The sequence below is a fragment of the Phaeobacter sp. 11ANDIMAR09 genome, assembly GCF_001294455.1.
In the GTDB taxonomy this organism is placed as follows: domain Bacteria; phylum Pseudomonadota; class Alphaproteobacteria; order Rhodobacterales; family Rhodobacteraceae; genus Pseudophaeobacter.
This window is the reverse complement of record NZ_LIKT01000007.1, coordinates 191,680-211,905: the sequence shown is the minus strand read 5'-3', so window position 1 is coordinate 211,905 and position 20,226 is coordinate 191,680. Positions and strand designations below refer to the sequence as shown.

The window sequence follows — 20,226 nt, the reverse complement described above, 5'->3', positions numbered from 1 at the left end:
GTGACCGCTGTCCCAAGGTTTTCCTGTCCACCATAGCCCTCGCAGCACTAGTCATTTATTGGCTATGAGTCATGAGCCTGGCCAAGGACCCTTAGAACAGACCAGGGGCGCATTGCAGGCAGATTAGACCCTCCTTGCGCCAGGCTTCCACAACGCTGCTGCGGTCATCCACAACGATCCAGGGCTCTAACCCATCTGCCCTCATTTTTTGGAGCAACACGCGTTTTACTTCTGGGTCACTTGCAGAATCTGCCCCTGCCGGGCGCAGATAGATCGCATCAAAAGCCAAGTCCCGTTTTTGTAGCCATGCAACTGTGTACGCCGCCCAGGCTTCAGGACGTCCTGAACAAATCACAATTGTCTCGCCCGCGCCTTTCAACTGCCTGAACAAATGTGCAACCGGCGCAATTTCAGGGGCGCTTGCCATGGCCTCATGGAACTCTTTCCAGTGTTTTTCTCGACCATGCACAAGGTGGCCAAGGCGGTCGGCATCAAAATGGGCAAGCGTGCCATCGACGTCAAAAACGACGCAGGACTTTGCAGGTTCAAACGTCATGAGTGGTCTCCTGATGACCGTCACCGGTCCAGTTGAAATAAATAGGACGCGCGTTTGCTGGGCGCGTGCCGACGCTGTGGAACCCAGCAAGAATTCGCGCTGCGCGGATTACGCCGGAATGACAAACAAATATGGGAAGCCTGCCATGCGAGGACTGGTAGCTGTCATGAATGGCCTCGGCCACGCGATTGATCATCTCCCCCCAATCTTCCCCTTGGTCCGGCCGTCCGTCGCGTGGCGGTAGCTCAGCAAGGGGCCGTCCCTCAAACATACCCCAGTCTCGTTCCCGCAATCCGGGATGGGTTTGAAACTTCTCCGAGGGAAATCCGAAACGGCATGTTTCTTTGGCCCGTTCCATCGGGCTGGTGAACAGCACATAGGCATCGGGCCATGTTAACAAGCTCAAGGCTTGCGCCTGAGCCCGACCTGTTTCGGTCAGAGAGACCTCCAACCGCCCGGCAATCACCCCATCGCGATTGGCAGTAGTTTCGCCGTGGCGGATCAAACAGAAAGATGTCTTTGGCAATCTATGGGTCACAGGGGGATGCTTTCATGCATGAACACCTCGGCGCCAAGCGCATCTTCAACGAGATAGTCCTCTGGGGCGCTGCAAAAGGCCGGCGCAAAGCGTTTTGCCTTGAGGCGCCGCAGCATTTTGATCTGGTCGCCAAGGGGGGGATGGACATTCCACCGCTGAAAGTAGCCACCGGGGACCGAGCAGATGCCGCGTGCGTGAGCGGTCATATGGCCGGTGAAGACCACATGCGCATCCTGACCCAGACGACCACTTTCACGCCAGGCGCGGGCATATCCCCAAGCGGCACCACCGTCTGCATTTGGGGTGTCACAGATCAAAAAGCGCGCATCTTCCAGATCCCCCCGCTCCAAAAGCGGCGCGATCTCCTGTGCGCGTGGGTTGAGACCGTCGCTGGCCAAGGCTGCCCGCAATGCGCTGCGGCATTCTGGGTCCAGAATGACCGCATCAAGCCCAAAGCGGTTGACCAGATGCAGCGCTATCTCACCGGCGCGCCCTGAGGGCGGCACGGGCAGAAGAACCTGCCCTGGCAGGCTGTCGATCAGCCTGTCCAGGGCCATGAAACGATCCCGTTGAGGGATGCTATCCAGATGATAAGAGCAATCCAGGATTGCCGTCGCTGCCGGAGGTGGGGCATCGAAGGCGAACCAATGGGATTCTTCTGACCAGTCGCCTGAATAGAAGAGCCCCTCGCCGATATCAAAATGCATCCAGATCCCACCAAGCGCATGGCCATTGCGACCGGTTGTCAGGCCGATGCCTTCGATGTCGACGACACCCTGTTCTGGCAGGGGACGCACCTCAGCCGCAGGGGGCAGAGCCTTGGCGGTTTGCGCTGTGGCGTAGATCGGCAAGCCGGCTTCAACAGCATAGGCCGCCCCACCGATATGATCGATATGGTCATGCGTGATAAACACCGCATCTGCGCCCTCTAGCCAATCCGGGTCAAAATGCGCATTGGCCTCTGGGCCGTGGCCGCAATCCAGCAGCCAGGTTTTGCCATTCACCCGCAGCTGCATACAGGCAGGTCCCTTGTCGCCGATGCCCGATAATATCCTAATTTCGTTCATTTATGCCTCTGTAAATGCCCAGGGCATCTGGATCGACAGCCCCAGTTGCCTGCCATCTGCGTAGCGCTCAGGGCTTTCGGCCTTTAACAATGCGCCGTTTGGCAATTGAAGGGTCAGACGATAGCGGCCCCCCAGATAGGTGCTGCGCTGGACGATTGACCGCAGATCACCGGTTTCAGTGATGTTTATATTTTCCGGCCGAATGCAGATCTGATTGGGGTGGTCTGCATCGGTTCGAATGGCAATTCTTTCGCCGTACAAACGTGCCCGTGTGATGTTGTCCTGGCGTTCAATGCCATTGATAGGCAGCACCGTGCCTTCCCCCACAAAGCCCGCCACAAAGGTGCTCCGCGGTTGAGCGTAGAGGGTCTCGGGCGTGTCAAGCTGCACAATCCGGCCCTCAAACATCACGGCGATGCGGTCCGCCATGGCCATGGCCTCTGCCTGGTCGTGGGTGACATAGACCATCGTCGCGCCCGTGCGTTTGTGAAAATCTGAAAAGACGTCCTGCATTGAAGCCCGCAGCGCCACGTCCAGATTGGCAAGCGGTTCGTCCAACAAAACCGCCTGAGGATCAGACACCAGGCAGCGGGCAAGAGCGATCCGTTGGCGTTGCCCGCCAGACAGATCTGAAGGCATGCGGTCCGCAAATTTCTCGAGGCCAGTTGCCTGCAGCGCCGCATCCGTTTGCGCGATCCGCTCGGCCTTGCCCAGGCCGCGCACTTCCAATGGATAGGAGACATTGCGGCGGACCGTCATATGCGGCCACAAGGCATAGGACTGAAAAACAAAACCAATATTGCGCGCCTCAGGTGGTACGGCTTGGCCACTCTGCGCATTTGCAACCTCCGTGTCGCCAATCATAAGACTGCCCTGGCTGGGGGCCTCAAAGCCTGCAAGCAAACGCAAAAGCGTGGATTTCCCACAGCCCGACGGACCAAGAAGCGCGACAAACTCTCCATCGTGTATATGGGCTGTTAGGGGGTGAAGCGCAGGCACACCGTCAAAGTGCTTTGCGACGGAGGCCAGTCTTATGTCTGCCAAGGGACAACTCCTTTGGGAAGATTGCGGGCTGACAGTTGAATGGCCGCCATCAGGGCCATCACCACCAGTACAATGGTCATGGCAAGCGCAGAGGCCATGACGGTTTCACCGCTGTCATCAAGGTTGAAAATCATGACACCCAGCGTCTCCGTGCCCGAGGACCACAGCAGCGCTGAGACTGTCAATTCATTGAATGCAGTCAAGAAAACCAGGATGGTTCCGGCCGCGGCTGAGGGTGCCGATAGCGGCAGAATGATCGTGCGCAACCGTTGCCACAGCGACGCGCCAACTGATTGCGCCGCCTCGTTCATTGCCGGGTCAAGCTGGCGAATGCTGGCCTGTATCGGACGAAACATAACCGTCAGGAAACGCGCGAGATAGGCGAGGAAGATAATCCAAATTGTTCCATAAAGGGTGGCGTCGGTGAACGGCAGGTTGATCAGCAGCAGGATCATCGCGATCGCCAAAACCACGCCGGGCAATGCATAGGGCAAGTCAACCAAAGCATCAAACAGACGCCCCAAACGGGTTGGGTTGCGCTCCATCAGCCAGGCCAATGGCAGGCAAATCACAATCAGCACAACAGCGGTCCCGATGGCAAGGCTGAAGGAATTGAAAAAGGCGCGGCTTGTGGCGGGTTGGCGGAACAGGGTCTCATACCAAGACGACAGCGTGACAGTGTCAAATCGCAGCGGGACACCATAGGCCGGAACCAGCGAGGTGGCCAGCAATCCCAGCATCGGCAGCAGCAGAATAACCGCAACGATCATCCAGAGCAGGGCTTCGATCGGCAGGCGCGCGCGACCCAATGCAATGGCCAAGGGGCGTGAGCTGGACCCAACCAAATGCACTCTTTGCTGCGATTGAAAGAACCGCTGAAGCAGGATCCCGCAGATCGCCACAAAGCCAATCAACATGGCCAGCACGGCCACCTCTGCCAGAACACTGGTGCCCAGTCCGGCAAGTTTTTGATAAATCAAGGTCGGCAGGGTGACATAGCCTGCAGGAATGCCCAGCATCGCGGGAATGCCAAAGTTGCCAAGGGCTGTTACAAAGGTGATGGCAATGCCCGCTGCCAGGCTTGGCAGACACAGTGGCACAATGATCTGCCACCAAACCCGCAGCCCTTTGGCGCCGCTGATCCGTGCGGCTTCAATCACCTCTTGGGGGATCGCCCGAAGACCCGCACGCAGCGTGAGAAAAACGATTGAGCTATGTTGCACCCCCAGCAGCAAGATGATGCCAGCCGGTGAATACAGCGGTTGCGGGGCGCCCAGAGGCGGTGCCATGCCGATGGTTTTCAGCAAAACTGACGAGGGACCCATAATCTGCGTCCAGGACAGCGCAGTGATTTGCGGCGGGATCATCATCGGGATCATCAGGCAGAACACCAGTGCCGCTTTGGCACGCAGGTCAGTCAGAGCCACGAGGAAGGCAAAGGTGCTACCGATCAAAACGGAGACCAGCGTGCCCAATCCCGCAGTCGTGAGGGAGTGCCACAACGCTCTGTGTGTCGAATCTTGTCCCAAGACATCGCGCATAAGGCTCAAGCTGAAACGGTCCTGCGCTGTCACACCTTCGAGAAACAGCCGCAGAACCGGCGTCAGCGTTACCGTAATAGCAATCAGTAGGACAAAGGAAAGCAGCCGATCTTCGGACCGGCTGCCTTTCGCTGTTTTCTGCGCAATCATTAATTGGCGCCAAAGATATCTGCGAACTTGGCTTTATTCGCTTCGGCATTTTGCAGCGCTACGGCGGGGTCAAACGCCATGAGTTTGATGTCGTCACGTGCCGGGAAGCCTGCTGGTACACCCATGTCGCCGCGCGCAGGGATGTATCCCATGTCCAGAACCAGAGACTGGCCCTTCTGGCTCAGCAGGAAGTCGACAAATTTCTGTGCGCCTTCGACGTTCTTGGCAGTGGAGAGGATGGCGACAGGCTCGGTGACATAGGAAACGCCCTCTTCCGGGAAGACGAAGTCAACCGGGGAGCCTTCGGCTTTGTTGCGGATGGCGAGGAAATCGACAACCATGCCATAGGGTTTCTCACCTGCAGCAACGGCTTTAAATGTGCCGCCGTTGCCGCCTTTGGCGCGGGCTTCGTTCGTGGCCAGCTCGTTGTAGAAATCCCAACCCAGTGACGCATCGCCAGTCAGGGTCGCAAGGTGGATCAACGCAGCCCCAGAATACAATGGCGACGGCATTGCGATCTGCCCCTTCAGGGAGGCGTCTTTGAGATCAGCCCAAGAGGTCGGCACCTGTTCGGCACCCGTGTTATAAACGATACCGGTCGTGATCAGTTTGGTAGAGTGGTAAAAGCCATCAGCACTGTACAGGGCTGGGTCATAGGCTGTCGCTTCCGGGGATTGATAGGCGGTCAGCAGACCCTCCTGAGCCATACCTTCCAGCGTCACGGTATCGGCGATGAGCAACACATCCGGCTGTGGATTGCCTGCTTCGATTTCTGCACGTAGGCGCGCCATCAGTTTTGTGGTGCCATCGCGCACCCATTCAACTTCGGTGCCTGGGTTGGCAGCCATAAAGGCATCAACGGTTTTCTGCGCGTCGGCGTTTGGTTGCGAGGTGTACAATGTCAGCGTGTCCGCGAAGCTTGCAGAGGCGACACAGGCAAATGCTGCGGCAGTCAGAATGGTTTTCATCACAGTTCTCCAATGAAGCGATCTTTCGAACGAAAGTTATCGATGTGGTGGTTATTCAAGATTCGTGCAAAACTTATGTGACATAGGGATATTTTTCTTCCCAACTGAGAGAAAGTTGAAGAGAGTAACCCTGACAAAACCATATTTGCTTTCGAAGGAAACATATGAGGCGTAAGATTCTAAGCCAAAGGCATGACAAAATCATAGCCCTGCTTGCAGATGCAGGGGTGCTCTCCGCGCATCAGCTGTCGCAGCAGCTTGGCGTATCAGTACAGACCATTCGTACAGATCTGCGCGACTTGGACGCCGCAGCCTTGGTGCAGCGCAAGAACGGCGCAGTGCGCCTAAGGAACCTAGAGAACATTGCCTATGCACCGCGTCTGGATGCCTCCAGTTCAGAAAAGAAGCGGATCGCAGTGGCCATAGCCTCGCTGATCGGAGATGGCGCGCGCATTGCGTTGGGAACAGGCACCACCGTTGAGCATTGTGCGCGCGAACTTGCCGGGCTGCAGGACTTGTTTGTGGTGACAAACAGCATTCACGCCGTCATGGCGCTGCAGCATGCTCCACGCGCTGTTATTGAATTGGCAGGCGGCACCGTGAGGCTGCGCGATTTAGACGTGATCAATACAACGGTTCGCGATTTCTTTGCGGGCTTTAGAATGGACTATGCCATTTTCAGCTGCGGAGGCCTGTCCAAGAGCGGTGATATCGTTGACTATAACTCGGACGAGATAACCGCGCGCACATCTGTTTCAGATTGCGCAAAGCAGAAAATATTGGTGGTCGACAGCGCAAAATACGGGCGCGATCTTCCCTGCGTTATGCACCAAATTTGGGACTATGACGTTGTTGTGACTGAGGCTGAATTAAGCAAAGAGATCCGCCAAAAGTGCCGTCAGGCGGGTTGCCGCATTATCGTCCCCGAACAACATTGGCTACGTTAGGCGCGGGACTTCAGATGTGATTTGAACAATAAGGTCGTGGTTAGTGTATTGCCTTGGAGCCTTACATCGTCTGCGTTTTGGGCTGTAGCTCTCTTGTCTGCATACCAGCGCCGCGATAGGTACAGACCAGCCCTGCTTTCTCTGCAGGGACGTGGAACTGGCGACAAACATTGGAGGTGATCACCTCAAATGGCACTCTCAGGTCTGCGCTATTCATGACGCTTGCAAAAATGGAAGCCAGCGCACGGGTGCCTTCGCTGAAAGTTTTGCGCTCGAAACAATCCGGCATCGCGCATCGGCGAGTAACATCGATCTGCGCATCACAAACTGCCTCTGGCCGCAAGATCATCCGCGTCTTTGGCAGTTGATCGGGTGGCAACCTATCGATCCAATCCTGGAAGCGCGTCAGCGGTTTACACTGCCAGACCGCTGCAGCACAGTTTGGTTGATGAATGGCAGTCAGAGTTCCAGGTGTGGAAGCAAAAGTCGTGCAGCCATCGAGTGCAGGGGGGGCGAGGATCATTTGAGGGTCTCTGTTTCAGGGTTGACCCGGCGGCTGGTATGGCAGCGATGAGTGGTGCAGGACGATCCGCAGTGTGCCTGTCTTGTCCTTCTTGTAGCCAAAGCTTTTGTCGACCGTGGTGACAGAACCGTCCTTGTTGGTCAGTTTGACCCAGCCCATCCACATGGCCACATCGCCCTGAAGGAAGCTGGCCGAAGGGATGCTTTCCATCGCGCGCCAGCCCATGATCGCAAAACCGTTGTCGCGCGGGTATTCTTTGCAGTGGCCACAGAAATAGGCCAAAGCGCCCGCTTTGGTCGGGCGGAAGGTCTGGGCGCCGCTTGCCATGGTTGGTTTGAACAGGACCGGCCCAAGGTCGTAGCCATAATAGCTGTCAATATTGGCAGATGCGACTTCGCGAGCCGCTTCGATGCCGCCTTCCTCAAAAGCCTTAGAAATGGCGATTTTTCCTTTGCCCCAGGTTGCCAGGGCCGTTTCGATATCATCCTGAGTGATCTGCAAGAGATGTTCCTTTCGTCATTACTTCAAACAGTCCGGAGCGCAGTGGAGCGCGGAGCTACTGGGCTGATCGATCGTCAGCATCATCCTTGCTGAGCAGGGGATTGCGTCTCCGTGACCAGCGCCTGCACAGCTGCGTCCAGAGATAGGGGCTGGGTCTTGTCGGTTCCATGGCGGCGGATTGTCACGCTGCGTTCTGCGCCGGACCGGCAACTGAGGTTCGCGTAATGAGCCTGAGCTTTTGCGAAACACGTTTCACCATCCACAAGCCAGTTTTCTCTGTGTCGTATTCCGACATCGCCGAGCTTCTTTGAGCGAAGATTAAGTCGTCAGAAGGGTGCACGATGCAGGAATAACCTCAATGCGAAAAGCCACAGCGCAGCGTTCAAATAGCCAGCGAACGGCGGCTCTGGGTCGTAAGCGACGATAGGTGCGATGCTTTGCACGGGAGAGATTTACAGTACGATTTCTGAGGGTCGGGCATTTGTCAGCACGGTCACACTTACACGGGTCTCCCTGCAGCTTGTGCAGGTGCACTGGGGGTTCTTCACAGGCTGACGCGAGAGGGTCTTGTCTCAGCAGTAAGTGGCCCGTGCAAAGCGTCGAAGCGCATCTTGGAGAACCTTCAATGGACCGATGTGAGCTAGTTTGGATCGTGCAAGAACCAGTAGACTTGGCCAAAGTGGCGAGAGCGATGGCTAAGAGGAAGAATTTGGAACACCTGTCGCACCACTTCGCCACAGGGCGCTGGTCTTTCACTCTGCCAAACATGATCACAATCCGATTGCGGCGTTTGTAGCGGCGCTTGTCTAAGGCACGGTGCTCCAGGAGACGAAAAAGGTGCAATCTTTCGTCTCCTGGGTTTTGGGGGAGCCTCTCAAACAAATACTTGTGATGTTATTACATTATCGTTACTGGTCATACCCGACTTACTTTGTCGGAAATTAAGGACCACGGATATGCCAAACCCTTCCCGCACCTTCTGGGCCAAAACAACTTTTGCTGCAGGGGCCTGTGCCGCAGCTCTGCTTTGCTCTGCGCCCACAATGGCCAGCGCTGAAACCGCAAAAGAGATGGTGATTGCGGCTCCATTTGGACCCAAAAGCGATACCCCTGATCCGCGCGCCCGCCAAAACGGCTGGCTAAGCAATCGGGCTGGTGTTTCGGAAACGCTGATTGGCATCGGGTATGACATGACCCTGCAGCCGCGTCTGGCAACGGCTTTTGAAAACATCTCGGAGCTGGAATGGAAAATCTCCCTGCGTGAGGGGGTTCTGTTCCACGATGGCACCCCGGTCACCGCCCAGGCGGTCAAGGCCTCCTTCGAAAAGCTGAGTGAGGAAGGCCACCCCGGCAACAACCCCCGTCTGGTCAAACTGCTGAATATCGCTTCGATTGAATTGGTCGACGACAAGACCCTGATCTTTCGCACCCACTCACCAAGCTCCGCCTTCTTGTGGTCGCTGACGGAACCCTCGGCGGCGGTGATGAAAGAGGGAACAGAGGCGCTGCCGCTGGTTGGCACCGGCCCCTTTGTGTTTGAAAAGGCCGAAGCCGAAAAAACCTATGTGGTTACTGACTTTGCTGACTATTGGGGCGGCGCCCCCAAACTGGACCGATTGGTGATTGATGCCATCAGCGACCCTTCGGTTGCCGCACTCGCCCTGCAGGCAGGTGATGTCGATCTGGTGACCCACTATCCGGAACCGGATTTTGCCAAGCTTCAGGATCAGGGCAAGGGGCAGTTGTTTTCAGAAGCAACCTCAAGGTTGTTCTTCTTCCAGCCGCGCCTGAGCGCCGGCCCCCTGTCGAATAAGACCGTGCTAAACGCTGTCTCTTTGGGGCTGGACCGCGACACCATCGTTGCGGCGACCCTTGCAGGTGTAGGTGGCCAGTCGGCCAATGGTATTTTTCCAGCCAGCATGAAATCCTGGGTCAACGGGGATATCACCCTGTCCTATGACGCGGCCAAGGCACAGGCGCTGCTGGATGAAGCAGGCATCATTGACAGCGACGGCAATGGTATCCGCGAGCTGGATGGAGAGGACATCGTGCTGAAACTGCGCAGCTATGAAGGGCGCGCTGCCTTGAAGCCAACGCTTGAGATCTCGCAGATCATGCTGCAGCAGATTGGCCTGGGGGCAGAGATTGCCATGGGTGAATTTGGCGCCAATAACGAAGCGCTGAATGCCGGCGAAATCGACATGCACTTGCAGGCTTGGGGCACAGCGCCTTTGGGAGACCCGGACTACTTCCCCAGTACCCTGGTGGCCACTGGCGGCAGCTATAATGTCTCGGGCTATTCCAATCCAGAGCTGGACGCTCTGTTGGAGAAGGGCCGCGGCCTGTTTTCCAGCGAAGAGCGCAGGCCCGTCTATGCCCAAGTTCAGGCGATCATCAACCGCGACCTGCCCGTAATTCCTTTGTTCCACAAGACCCAGGTTTCGGTGGGCAGCGGCAAGGTGCAGGGCTATCGGATTCACCCGGCGGAAACCTACCTGGCCAACCCGGAGCTGGCAATTGCCGACTAACCCAGCCCCCATGCTGAGAATAAAGGACCTGTCCGCCAGTATTGGCGGGCAGGAAATTCTGCAGGATGTCAATCTAGAGATGGCGCAGTCGGATTGGCTGGCAGTTGTTGGGGGGTCGGGTGCGGGTAAATCGACCCTGCTCAGGGCGGTCATGGGCCTCTTACGCCCGGCGCGCCCAACTGCGGGGCAGATCGAATTCAACGGCCAGGCGCGCAGGTTTGCGGATGCAAACAAGGCACGAATGGCTGGCATCGCCTTTGTTCCCCAAAGCCCGGCCCATGGGTTTGACCCGTTGCGCCGTCTGCGCTGGCAGTGGGATCAGCTGGCGCGTCACAATCAGGTGGCGGCTGGCAGAGACCGGCGCGAGATCCTGGCGGCCCTGGGCCTGCCGGACCTGGGCTCCAGTTATCCGCACCAATGGAGCCGCGGGATGCAGCAACGCCTGCTCTTGGCTATGGCGCTGGCGGATGCGCCAAAGCTGCTGATCCTGGATGAACCCACTTCGGCGCTGGATCCGCTGATTGCAGCGCAGGTCCTGCAGGAAACCCAACGATTGTCCAAAGAACGCAATATCGCGGTGATGATGGTGACCCATGATCTCTCCCTGGCGGCGCGTTTTGCCAACCAGATCGCCATCATGCAGGCGGGGCGCGTTGTTGAATCTGGCTCGGCAGATCAATTGCTCTGCGATCCAAAACACCCCTATTCCCGTGAGTTGGTTTCCTATCGAGGCTGGCACCGGGCCGAACTGGATCGTCGTCATGCCGCCGAATAATCTGCTGTTTCACCTAGAAGGCCTCTGTGTGGACCTTGGCGGCAAAACCCTGCTGCGGGATGTGTCTTTTGGCGTCGCAGCGGCAGAAATGGTCTGTGTAATCGGGGAGAGCGGCGCAGGAAAATCGACATTGCTGAAGGCTTTGCAGGGCTTTTTGCCTGCAACATGCCGCAGTCTGGCGTTTTCACCTGCGAAGGTCCGCATATCCGGGGCAGTGCCCGCAATGACCGGTCTGCCGCAAAGTCGCTGGGTCATGCAGGATCCGCTTGCGGCTTTGAACCCGCAGCTTACGCTTGGCACCTCTATCGGCGAAAGCCTCCACACTCAAAAAATCTCGGCTCAAGCCCGCAAGGTGGCGGTACTGGAGGCCCTGTCAGAGGTGGAGTTGGAACCGGGTTTCTATCACCGTTTGCCCGGGCAGGTCTCGCTGGGGCAGGCGCAGCGAGCCTGTTTGGCGCGGGCGCTGATTGCCCGGCCGCGGCTGATCTTTTTTGATGAACCGCTCAGCGCATTGGATGCCCTGGTACAAAAGAAGATTGCCCGGCAGATGGATGCCCTGCGGCGCAAAACCCAGACCGCCTATATCGTGGTCACCCATGACTTAGGCTTTGCCGCTGCCTATGCGGATCGGATTCTGGTGCTGCGACAGGGGCAGGTAGAGGCCTATCAATCGCGCAATGCCTTCTTTGATCAACCCGACAGCGCCTATGCCGCCGCATTGATCGGGGCCGCGCGTCGTTTGGGGACTTTGGATTTCACGAAGGAGACGGCATGAAACAGCTTCTCTCGCGCCTTTCGGGGCTTGTTCTTGTGCTCCTGGGGGTCAGTCTGATCACCTTCACGCTCAGCTATTTTGCCCCCGGCGACCGCGCCACTGCAATTGCCCATGCGCGCTACCCCGAAGAGATTGCCTTCCCACCCGAGCTCCTGCAGGCCATCCGCGATGAATTCCTTCTTGAGGCGCCTTTTACGGTTCAGTACCTGCATTGGCTTGGCGATGTGCTGCGCGGGGATTTTGGCCTCTCATATTCTTCGCAAACGCCGGTTTGGGAGATCTTTACCGCCAATCTGGGGGAAACAGTGACGCTGGCTTTTTCCTCTCTGGGGATAGGGCTGCTTGTCGCCTTTTGTCTCGCCAGTTTGGCGGTGCGCAATCCGGGAAGCTGGCTGGATCGCGGTGCGGTTTTGCTGTCCTCAATTGGGGCTGCCATGCCCAGCTATTGGCTGGGGCTGCTTCTCATTCTCGGCGTTGCGGTGCATCTGGGCTGGGCGCCGTCCTATGGAACCGGCAGTCTGGCGCATCTGGTTTTGCCAGCTCTGACGCTGGCCTTTTGGGTCATGGCCTCGCAAACGCGGCTGTTGCGCAGTTTCATGCTGGAAGCCGGCAGCCAGGCCTTTGTCGAAACACTGCGCCTGCGTGGTATCCCGGAGCGCGAAATCTTCTTTCGCCATGTGTTGCGGCACGCCATGGTCCCGGCTCTGACCATGATAGGGCTGGATCTGGCCAGCCTTCTGGAAGGCGCAATCATCGTCGAACTGACCTTTGCCCGCTCCGGTCTCGGCTCCCTTTTGGCCGGTTCGGTGCTGTCGCGAGATCTGCCGGTGGTGATGTTTCTGGTGATGTTCTTTGCCACCGCCTATGTCGTCATCAACTCATTGGTCGATGCGCTGCAGGCCGCCAGTGACCCGACCCGGCAGAGGGAAAGGAACACCTCATGACCCTTTCAAGCCTCCAGACCCAATCCAAAACAGAGCCGAGCCCGCTGTTCCGGTTCACCCAAAGAACCCTGGGGGGCATAGCGCTTTTGGCGCTGGCCCTTTGTACAGGGCTTTGGGCCACCCCCTATGGTCCGACCGAGGCCGATTTCCTCAACCGGTTGTCCCCTCCGTCAGCGGCGCATTGGTTTGGCACCGATCATCTGGGCCGCGACATTGGCACCCGGCTGCTCTTTGGCACCTTCTGGTCTTTGGGGCTGTCCCTTGTTGTCTCGCTGGCGGGGCTGGTTGTTGGCACGTTCCTTGGCCTGGTGGCGGGAGCAGCCGGGCGTTTGCCCGATTTGGCCCTGATGCGGGTCACCGACAGCTTTTTTGCTTTTCCTGAGCTGATTGCAGCGGTGACTTTTGCGGGCTTGTTTGGCCCCAGCACGGCCAATCTGGTGATTGCCCTGTCGCTGGTGAGTTGGATGAAATTCACCCGCCTGTCCCGCAGCCTGGCAAAAACAATCGCAGAGCAGGATTTTGTCACCCAAGCGCGGCTGAACGGCCTGTCAGGGGGGCTGATCCTGGTGCGCCATATTCTGCCAAATGTTGTTCCCTCCCTGCTGGTTCTGTGGACCAGCAGCTGGTCGCGCACCATCCTGGCGGTCTCTGGTCTCAGCTTTTTGGGGTTTGGGGTGCACCCCCCCGCTGCGGAATGGGGGGCGATGCTGCTGGATGGCAAAGCCTATATGCAGACCGCCCCGCATCTGATGGTTTTTCCTGGCCTCGCGGTGCTGGTTTCAGTCCTGGTTATCAACTTGACGGGCGACCGGTTTCGAGACCTTTTGGCGGCAAAAAAATAACCTTGGAGGCAGAAAAATGGAAGCAACGGGCATTGCACTACGCATCGGCGCGACTTTCTTTTTCACGGTGATGGTCATCTTTGTGAAGCTGCTCGCGGATGCGGTGCCACTGGGCCAGGTGGTGTTTTTTCGCAGTGCCGTTGCCCTGATACCGCTGGTGTTCTTCCTGATGTGGACAGGAGATTTCCCCAGTGGTTTGCGCACAAAACGCCCTATCGCCCATATCCTGCGCTGCCTCCTGGGCTGCGCGGCGCTTTTTGCCTCCTTTGCTTCGCTGAAGTACCTGCCCCTGGCCCATGCCTCGATCATCGGCTACCTGGCTCCGGTTTTGGCCGTCGTACTGGCGCGTTTCCTTTTGGGGGAGCAAGTGAATAGTATGCGCTGGTGTGCTGTGGTTCTGGGGTTTCTGGGCATGCTGGTCCTGGTGGTGCCGGGTGTCCAGTCCGCTGAGCTGGATCAAGCCTATCTGACCGGAGTGGTCCTGGCCTTTGGCATGGCGGTTTTTACAGCAGGGGCCAAGATCCAGATCCGCAGTCTGGCCCAGACAGAAAACGCCGGGGCGATCGCCTTTTACTTTGCGCTGACCTGCGCCTGTGTCGGCGCGGTTTCGGTGGTCTGGGGCTGGGTCCGCCCTGAACCACTGCAGCTCATCTATCTCTGCGGTGCAGGGATCGCGGGCGGCATCGCGCATATCATGATGACCCTGGCCCTGCAGCACAGCGAGATTTCAAAACTTGCGCCCTTTGAATATCTCTCGCTGATCTTTGCGGTCCTTGCGGATTTCTTGCTGTTTGGCTTGCTGCCAGAAGGGGCATTCTACCTCTCTACGCTGATGATCCTTGCCGCAATGTGGGTCACGACATTGCGCGATCGTCAACCGCCAGGAACACAGGCCTCTAAGGTCAGTTGATGAGCGCCACATAAGCAAAGCCCATGCTGCAGCTCTTGATCGCGCATGGGCCTTTGAGCGTTGGCGGTCCTCTCGATGGATCTGGCAGCAGATCGGGCGCAAAGGCCGAAGCCGATACCCCGCCCGCCATCGCCGCCTTAGACAACCTGTGCGATCTAGGTTGAGACCTGGTCAATGTCTGAACCAGGGATCCGTATCAGCCCGCGCCCTTTCCTAAATCTCTTTGTGGATTATGTCGACTGGTTGGTTGTGCCGCGAGCGAAAACACCCAGACGCAGAGCCGGGTTCCCGGTGTCGGCCCGGGTCACAGGAAATTCACAGCCCCGACCTAGACCGGACAACAGGACTGGGAACGGTAGGGCAGAACACAAAGGAATTCCAAGGCATGGGAGAACCCGATTGCAAGGAACAGAGCATCAAGGACGCCAACCAGCTGCTTGCGCATTGGACACGCCATGACTGGCGCGAGGTTCTGACGGCGCCAAATCTTTGCGTTCTGCAGGCCTTGACGACAGGCCGGGCGACTGCCAGTGGGGCCGGCGACACCCGCGAAGACGCGTTGGAGTGCTGTTTGGGTGAAACGGCCGAAATTGCAGCTCACGCGGCCTTGCGCGCAGCAGATTTGCCCCCGATTGCTACCGGACAAACCGGCATGGCGGCTCATTCAGATGCCGAAATGGCGCAGCAGCTCGCGCTGTTCGAAGCCCATGAACGTGCCGCGATCTGGGCCTGGTGGTTTGGCCAAACAAGTGCCTTACCCGTCGCGCCGGAGTGGCTGGAGGGGCAGGGCATTGATGCCTGGCTAAGCAGGGTGCGCCAGGGCGCGGCGCTGCGCCGCCAGACTGGCGTCTGGCTCCTAGACTACCCCGGCTCCATCACGGTGGGCATCGGTCGGGCGCAAAGCGTTGGCGGACAGGACCCGATCCTGGGTTTTGGTGCGGATACCGATCCCGAGCGCGCTATACGCAAGGCACTGCGCGAGATGCTGTTGATGGAGCTAAATCTCGGCGAGGTGCTCGCCGCGCGCAGCGGGCATAGCGACCAGGACACCAGTGCCATCGAAAACAAGATTGCCACCTATGCCCGCCGCTGCCCCGCGCTGCTGCGCGACGAGGGCGGAATTGAGCCACAGGCTTCGCTGTCCAATCCTGAGGCGGCGAGTATCGAGGGGATGACGTTTCGGGACGTTACGCCACCCGGCCAGCTGCGCCGCGTCTGGTGCTGTTCATTGCCGGATAGCAGTGCCTGCCGCCTCGAAGGCCAAGGCTCGCCATTCATGTAACAGGGGGATTGTTGAATGAAAATTGACACAGAGGCCGAGGAAACCATCGCCGCCTTTCAAAGCGAGGCCGGTCATTGCCAAAGTCAGAGTTGGATCAGTGTTCCGAGAAATTCTGGCGAGGGCTGCGAAAATCGCAAGGCGGTGGAAGAGGTACATTCAGTCATCGACTTTGCCGACAAGGCCTGGCGCGAGGCCTGCATCGCATCCAAGAAGCATATTCCTGCCGGGTACACCTACTTGGGGCAATTGATCGGGCATGATATGGGCCACAGCGTGCCGATCAGCCAGGTGCCCTATGCGGTGCGCCCCGGCGACGCTGGCAGCAGTCCGTCCAAGCGCCACAATGCCATTGAAAACCCGCTGACGCTGGAAACGCTTTATGGCGCTGGTCCGCGTGTTCTGCCGCATCTCTACGATCAAAAGACCCTATTGTTCCGCATCAACCCGATGAGTGTCATCACGCTGCCCCACCGGCGCGACGATCCCAGCGTTCGTGCCATCGCCGACGCCCGCAATCGCGATGTCCACATTCTGCACCGGATCACAGCGATCATGATGCGCTACCACAACCGGGTTGCCCAGCAGTTCCACGATGCGCTGGACCCGGCCCTAAAGGACCGTCGCATGCTGGCGTTTTCCATGGCGCGCAACCATGTTCTCCATAGCTGGCATGCGATCATCCGTGCGGATTTCCTGCCTCAATTCCTTGATCCCCAGGTCGCGACGATGTCAATGGAGGAGCTGAGACAATACAGGGTCATTGACTCGGTTACCATGCAGCATGGGCTGATGCGTGCCTTCCATGCTTTGCCGCGCGAGGCCTACAAATTCCCCGAACTGCGCGACCTCGGCGCTTTGGTCCTGCGCTCGCCCCAGAAACATGAACGCAAACTCAGCAGTTGGCCGCTTGACTGGTCGCTGTTTTTTGATCCCGCACGCGAGGGCACCAAGACCGGGATTTCGGCCAGCTTTTCACCTGCCTTCCGGCCCCGAGGCGGCGTGACCATCGACGAGCTTGATGCGCGAACGGCGCGGGATCTTGGTCCTCAGGGATTGGACGGTCCCGATATTCAGGCGGTACTGGCGCGGATGCCGTCGCATTGGTCGGGGCGTCTTGCCCCGGCGACGCTAGCCCGTGACTTTACCCAAAAAGTGGCTGCGCCTCTGGGGCTGGAGTTGACTGAAGCCGAGGTCGAACGCTGTCATATTCATCTGATCCTGATGATTGAGGCCCAGCTCTATGGTGAAAACGGCCGCTTTGGGCCGCTGGGCAGCCTGCTGCTGCGATGCAAAATCGAAGACGCCATTGCAAATGTGCGCATGATCGACCCCAGCGCCGTGGCGCCGACATTGCCCAGGCCCCGCCGCTTTGTTCAGATAATCAATACTGTAAATTCGTGAGAAGGAGGGAGTAAGATGGACAACTACATCATCGTAGGGCGTAAGGTTGATGGCGGCGGGGCTAAGTACCTGCATTCAGACGGAGATATCAACGTCGACCCAACCAAGGATGGTGCGCCTGGCAAGGCGCTGGACGTGGAATTCATCGGCAAGACTGTGGTTGAACTGTCGCGGGGTGGCCCGCTGGACGAGGATACACCGGCCTACCAAGAGGCGACCGAACTGCTGCGCCAATCCATGGCGGTTGTGCCAATGGATCAGATGCATGACTTGAACGACCCGATGATCACAAAGATCCACGACAAGTTTCGTCTTAGGTTGCAATGGGACGAACGCAGCCCCGATGCGGAGGACGGCGTCGACGTGAACACCCGCACTTTGGTGATCCCGGTGCAGGACACTCTGGCCGAACGCGAAGCCTATTTCAGCTCCCAGGCCAACCAACCGGGCTACGAGCCGCCACTGACCTACACGCTTGACCTCCTGATGATGAAACACTTCTACGATGGGCTGCTGGATAAGGCGCTGAGCGAGGTGCAAACGGCCGGTGTCGCGCTGACGGATGAAACGAAGGCGGCGATCAAGGCGCAGGTGAACGCCAATTGGGCCGATTCAACGGCGATCAACAATGACCTCAGCTCCGAAGAAGAAGAGGAAGATCCCACCCGCAAATCCATGGCCCGCATTCTGTCCTCGCCGGTGTCAGCCTTCCACCGGGCGGTGGGTATCTACATCACCAATATGTGCGACTAGGGCCTCCGTTGCCAAAGGCTGCGTCGTAACATCATAGAGTGTGCGACGCAGATCCTCGCGCACCTCGTCATTGCGCAACGGGAAACAGGCCACATACCAATCAATCACGTCCCGCAGGTCCGGTGCCTTTCCCCCGTGCCAAAGCGCGCTTATCTCCTGGTGATATTGCTCCAGCCGTTGACGGGCAGCCTGAGTATCGCCCAGTTTTGCGAGGGCGGCACAGTGCCAGCCGCCAGTGGTCGACATCAGACCATCTGCGCCGATGCAGTGCTGTGCCGAGACATCGAAATCCCCCAGTAGATAGCTGGCCGCCGCCAGGTAGACAGAATGAAACGGTTGTAGCGTCTCAGGCAGGCGCTCCAATTCGGACAACATGGCGCGGGCGCGGGGCGCATTGCCACAAAATGCAAAACCCAGCATGCTGGCCGCCAGGGTCTGCGTGTTCTGCGCGTTCAGCTGCAGGGACTGTTCAAAATGGAACTCTGCCAGATCGAACTCGCCCTTGTGGCAATAGCACCACGCCAGAACCCGATGAGCACGTGTGTCCATCGCATCTGCCGCAACCGCGTCCAGCGCATGGGTCAATGCCTTGTCGCGCAGTTCGGGGTCTTGCCGGGTGCCAGGGCGCAGAATGTGGCGGATATTGTAGATCCCAGCCAGTTCCGCATGGGCCGGGCCAAAGCTCGGCGCCTCCTGTGTAATGCAGCGCAGCAGCGCCACGGCACGGGCTTCGTCTTCATGGGTCCAGGTGCCTTTGAGCGCCAGCGACTGAAGCCAGCGATCATATAGTTCGGCGCGCTCGTCCTTACCCTGACGGTCCGCAACCACCACCCGCAAGGCGTTCCCGATGTTCAATATCAACATCCGTACTTTGCCGACCCAGTCGGTATGCGGGTCCTCTATGATCTCTGACCAGATCAGCTCGCGATTGCGCGGGTGCACGACCTCGACCAAAAAGCGATACTGCCCGTCCAGCTGGAAGAGGCGGGGCCGGATCGCCAGAAAGTCGCTGTCTGCGGGTTCCGAAGCGATGACCTGCCATTCGCGAAACCGCCCCAGCCTGCTGCGAAGATCGGTGGTCAGAACGGTTTGAAAACTGCTGTCGCGATCATCAAGTACCCCCTGTTGGGGTTCTTCGACCACCATCGTCACCAGGCTGGGCCTTGTCCATTTTGATGCGCTCTTGCTTGGGCCTCTTTCGGGGTTCAGCTTGATCGCCGCCAGCAATTCGATGGTGCTGGTTTCCGGGTCCTGATCATAGGCCATATCCAGCGCTTGATAGAGCCGGTTGTAGAGTTCAATCGCCCGGTTTGGTATTCCCGCATTCCAATACTGCAGCATCAAGAACCGCGCCGCGGCCTCGTGGCAGGGGTCAAGCTCCAGCAAAAACTGCGCGGCCTCTTGCCCCAGAGAAGCGTCCGGGCGCGACATTACCTGTTCCAATGCCGTGCAAAGGCCGGACAGCGCAGTATTGCGCGCAATGGCCAACCAGCTGTCGAAATTATCGGAAAGTCCCAACAGCTGTTCGAAGGCGTTCAGCAGATCCAATCCCGTGCGCCGCGCGGTTTGGAACTGGTCGGGATCGGAGAAGGCCTCAGTCACATCGTCAAACAGGCGCCAGTCGCGCGCGTAATCCAGCAATATCTGCCCATTGCGTGCGATCAGTGGAAAGTGGCACCGGGCCTCGGATGTCGTCCGCAAATGCCGCACAGCCTGGCGCAATGATGCGCGGGCCTTGTCCAGCTGTGCGTCCTGCCAAAGCAGGTCAATTATCAATTCGCTACGCCGCTCGCGCCCGGGTTCAATCACCAGGTAGACCGCCAGTGCCCGTGCCTTTTTCAGCTTTATCTCAGACAGGAATTCAACAAAGGTTTCGGGCGAAGTTTTCATGGGCTTACTATGCTAAGAAAGCCGTAGCCACGCAATGCAACATTCCCCACGTCTTACGCGCTATTTTTGCTTGCTTGGTCTATTTCGTTTTCGCTTTTACGCGCTGCGGAAATCACTTGGCTCAGCTTGCGGGGGCAAAACATCGGGTGGACCCGGTGTTTGTGGAGGCGAAAATGCCAAGGAACGGCCTTTCCAATTATGGGCGCTGTTCTGGCAACCGCAAGAACCTGCATCGGCATCGACGAAAACGAAGATGAGACCCTGATTTGGATCTGAAGGCCCGTTGAACCA

19 protein-coding genes are annotated in these 20,226 nt (G+C 58.1%); 10 read left to right on the top strand and 9 right to left on the bottom strand.

Features of this window, described 5'->3' with window-relative positions; genetic code table 11:
* Positions 1-91 precede the first annotated feature (91 nt).
* The 6 genes from AN476_RS08585 to AN476_RS08560 are packed head-to-tail and all read right to left on the bottom strand — an operon-like array spanning position 92 to position 5,864.
* On the bottom strand, positions 92-580 hold the full coding sequence (locus AN476_RS08585; RefSeq protein ID WP_253279866.1) for an HAD family acid phosphatase: 489 nt from the start codon (positions 578-580) through the stop codon (positions 92-94).
* Positions 546-1,061 carry a histidine phosphatase family protein gene (locus AN476_RS08580; RefSeq protein WP_054460787.1) on the bottom strand — a complete coding sequence of 172 codons (516 nt, stop codon included), beginning with the start codon at positions 1,059-1,061 and terminating at the stop codon, positions 546-548. Before AN476_RS08580 ends, AN476_RS08585 begins: the two co-directional genes overlap by 35 nt.
* Before the next feature lie 29 nt (positions 1,062-1,090).
* Complete coding sequence (locus AN476_RS08575) at positions 1,091-2,161, bottom strand: MBL fold metallo-hydrolase (protein ID WP_157063711.1); 1,071 nt, start codon at positions 2,159-2,161, stop codon at positions 1,091-1,093.
* Positions 2,162-3,205 (bottom strand): ABC transporter ATP-binding protein, encoded by a 1,044-nt coding sequence (locus tag AN476_RS08570; RefSeq protein ID WP_054460741.1) that lies wholly within the window; start codon positions 3,203-3,205, stop codon positions 2,162-2,164.
* Entirely contained in the window at positions 3,193-4,896 is a 1,704-nt protein-coding gene (locus tag AN476_RS08565) for an iron ABC transporter permease (protein WP_054460739.1), read from the bottom strand. Before AN476_RS08565 ends, AN476_RS08570 begins: the two co-directional genes overlap by 13 nt.
* Entirely contained in the window at positions 4,896-5,864 is a 969-nt protein-coding gene (locus AN476_RS08560) for an ABC transporter substrate-binding protein (RefSeq protein WP_054460737.1), read from the bottom strand. Before AN476_RS08560 ends, AN476_RS08565 begins: the two co-directional genes overlap by 1 nt.
* 164 nt (positions 5,865-6,028) lie before the next feature.
* Here AN476_RS08560 and AN476_RS08555 point away from each other — a divergent pair, with 164 nt between their 5' ends.
* Positions 6,029-6,811 carry a DeoR/GlpR family DNA-binding transcription regulator gene (locus AN476_RS08555; RefSeq protein ID WP_054460735.1) on the top strand — a complete coding sequence of 261 codons (783 nt, stop codon included), beginning with the start codon at positions 6,029-6,031 and terminating at the stop codon, positions 6,809-6,811.
* A gap of 61 nt (positions 6,812-6,872) precedes the next feature.
* Here AN476_RS08555 and AN476_RS22370 read toward each other — a convergent pair whose 3' ends face one another.
* The gene (locus AN476_RS22370) at positions 6,873-7,334 is read right to left on the bottom strand and encodes a DUF1826 domain-containing protein (protein WP_083464278.1); all 462 of its coding nucleotides are present in this window, start codon (positions 7,332-7,334) and stop codon (positions 6,873-6,875) included.
* Positions 7,335-7,349: 15 nt separating this feature from the next.
* Positions 7,350-7,835: a phosphoribosyl-AMP cyclohydrolase gene (locus tag AN476_RS08545; RefSeq protein WP_054460731.1), complete on the bottom strand. Its 486-nt coding sequence runs from the start codon at positions 7,833-7,835 to the stop codon at positions 7,350-7,352.
* A 956-nt stretch (positions 7,836-8,791) separates the two neighbouring features.
* On the opposite strand from AN476_RS08545, the gene AN476_RS08540 reads away from it, so the two are divergent.
* From AN476_RS08540 to AN476_RS08500, 9 genes are all read left to right on the top strand, one after another.
* On the top strand, positions 8,792-10,363 hold the full coding sequence (locus AN476_RS08540; protein ID WP_054460729.1) for an ABC transporter substrate-binding protein: 1,572 nt from the start codon (positions 8,792-8,794) through the stop codon (positions 10,361-10,363).
* 10 nt (positions 10,364-10,373) lie between these two features.
* Positions 10,374-11,138 carry an ATP-binding cassette domain-containing protein gene (locus AN476_RS08535; protein ID WP_253279865.1) on the top strand — a complete coding sequence of 255 codons (765 nt, stop codon included), beginning with the start codon at positions 10,374-10,376 and terminating at the stop codon, positions 11,136-11,138.
* Complete coding sequence (locus tag AN476_RS08530) at positions 11,125-11,913, top strand: dipeptide/oligopeptide/nickel ABC transporter ATP-binding protein (protein ID WP_083464277.1); 789 nt, start codon at positions 11,125-11,127, stop codon at positions 11,911-11,913. The genes AN476_RS08535 and AN476_RS08530 overlap by 14 nt, the downstream gene beginning before the upstream one ends.
* The gene (locus AN476_RS08525; protein ID WP_054460727.1) at positions 11,910-12,857 is read left to right on the top strand and encodes an ABC transporter permease; all 948 of its coding nucleotides are present in this window, start codon (positions 11,910-11,912) and stop codon (positions 12,855-12,857) included. Before AN476_RS08530 ends, AN476_RS08525 begins: the two co-directional genes overlap by 4 nt.
* The gene (locus AN476_RS08520; RefSeq protein WP_054460724.1) at positions 12,854-13,699 is read left to right on the top strand and encodes an ABC transporter permease; all 846 of its coding nucleotides are present in this window, start codon (positions 12,854-12,856) and stop codon (positions 13,697-13,699) included. Before AN476_RS08525 ends, AN476_RS08520 begins: the two co-directional genes overlap by 4 nt.
* A 16-nt stretch (positions 13,700-13,715) precedes the next feature.
* Complete coding sequence (locus AN476_RS08515) at positions 13,716-14,609, top strand: DMT family transporter (protein ID WP_054460721.1); 894 nt, start codon at positions 13,716-13,718, stop codon at positions 14,607-14,609.
* Positions 14,610-14,994: 385 nt separating this feature from the next.
* On the top strand, positions 14,995-15,891 hold the full coding sequence (locus tag AN476_RS08510) for a YcaO-like family protein (protein ID WP_054460719.1): 897 nt from the start codon (positions 14,995-14,997) through the stop codon (positions 15,889-15,891).
* A 15-nt stretch (positions 15,892-15,906) separates the two neighbouring features.
* The gene (locus AN476_RS08505; RefSeq protein WP_054460716.1) at positions 15,907-17,292 is read left to right on the top strand and encodes a peroxidase family protein; all 1,386 of its coding nucleotides are present in this window, start codon (positions 15,907-15,909) and stop codon (positions 17,290-17,292) included.
* 15 nt (positions 17,293-17,307) lie between these two features.
* The gene (locus AN476_RS08500) at positions 17,308-18,045 is read left to right on the top strand and encodes a hypothetical protein (protein ID WP_054460714.1); all 738 of its coding nucleotides are present in this window, start codon (positions 17,308-17,310) and stop codon (positions 18,043-18,045) included.
* Here the strand turns inward: AN476_RS08500 and AN476_RS08495 are convergent.
* A complete protein-coding gene (locus AN476_RS08495) occupies positions 17,995-19,935 on the bottom strand; it encodes a hypothetical protein (protein ID WP_054460712.1) in 1,941 nt (646 codons plus the stop codon). The genes AN476_RS08500 and AN476_RS08495 overlap by 51 nt on opposite strands.
* Positions 19,936-20,226: the final 291 nt, after the last annotated feature.

Coding starts and splice junctions, on each gene's coding strand:
- AN476_RS08575 (WP_157063711.1), bottom strand. CDS start 2,161: ATGAACGAAATTAGGATATTATCGGGCATCGGCGACAAGGGACCTGCC.
- AN476_RS08565 (WP_054460739.1), bottom strand. CDS start 4,896: ATGATTGCGCAGAAAACAGCGAAAGGCAGCCGGTCCGAAGATCGGCTG.
- AN476_RS08560 (WP_054460737.1), bottom strand. CDS start 5,864: ATGAAAACCATTCTGACTGCCGCAGCATTTGCCTGTGTCGCCTCTGCA.
- AN476_RS08555 (WP_054460735.1), top strand. CDS start 6,029: ATGAGGCGTAAGATTCTAAGCCAAAGGCATGACAAAATCATAGCCCTG.
- AN476_RS22370 (WP_083464278.1), bottom strand. CDS start 7,334: ATGATCCTCGCCCCCCCTGCACTCGATGGCTGCACGACTTTTGCTTCC.
- AN476_RS08540 (WP_054460729.1), top strand. CDS start 8,792: ATGCCAAACCCTTCCCGCACCTTCTGGGCCAAAACAACTTTTGCTGCA.
- AN476_RS08535 (WP_253279865.1), top strand. CDS start 10,374: ATGCTGAGAATAAAGGACCTGTCCGCCAGTATTGGCGGGCAGGAAATT.
- AN476_RS08530 (WP_083464277.1), top strand. CDS start 11,125: ATGCCGCCGAATAATCTGCTGTTTCACCTAGAAGGCCTCTGTGTGGAC.
- AN476_RS08525 (WP_054460727.1), top strand. CDS start 11,910: ATGAAACAGCTTCTCTCGCGCCTTTCGGGGCTTGTTCTTGTGCTCCTG.
- AN476_RS08520 (WP_054460724.1), top strand. CDS start 12,854: ATGACCCTTTCAAGCCTCCAGACCCAATCCAAAACAGAGCCGAGCCCG.
- AN476_RS08515 (WP_054460721.1), top strand. CDS start 13,716: ATGGAAGCAACGGGCATTGCACTACGCATCGGCGCGACTTTCTTTTTC.
- AN476_RS08510 (WP_054460719.1), top strand. CDS start 14,995: ATGGGAGAACCCGATTGCAAGGAACAGAGCATCAAGGACGCCAACCAG.
- AN476_RS08505 (WP_054460716.1), top strand. CDS start 15,907: ATGAAAATTGACACAGAGGCCGAGGAAACCATCGCCGCCTTTCAAAGC.
- AN476_RS08500 (WP_054460714.1), top strand. CDS start 17,308: ATGGACAACTACATCATCGTAGGGCGTAAGGTTGATGGCGGCGGGGCT.
- AN476_RS08495 (WP_054460712.1), bottom strand. CDS start 19,935: ATGAAAACTTCGCCCGAAACCTTTGTTGAATTCCTGTCTGAGATAAAG.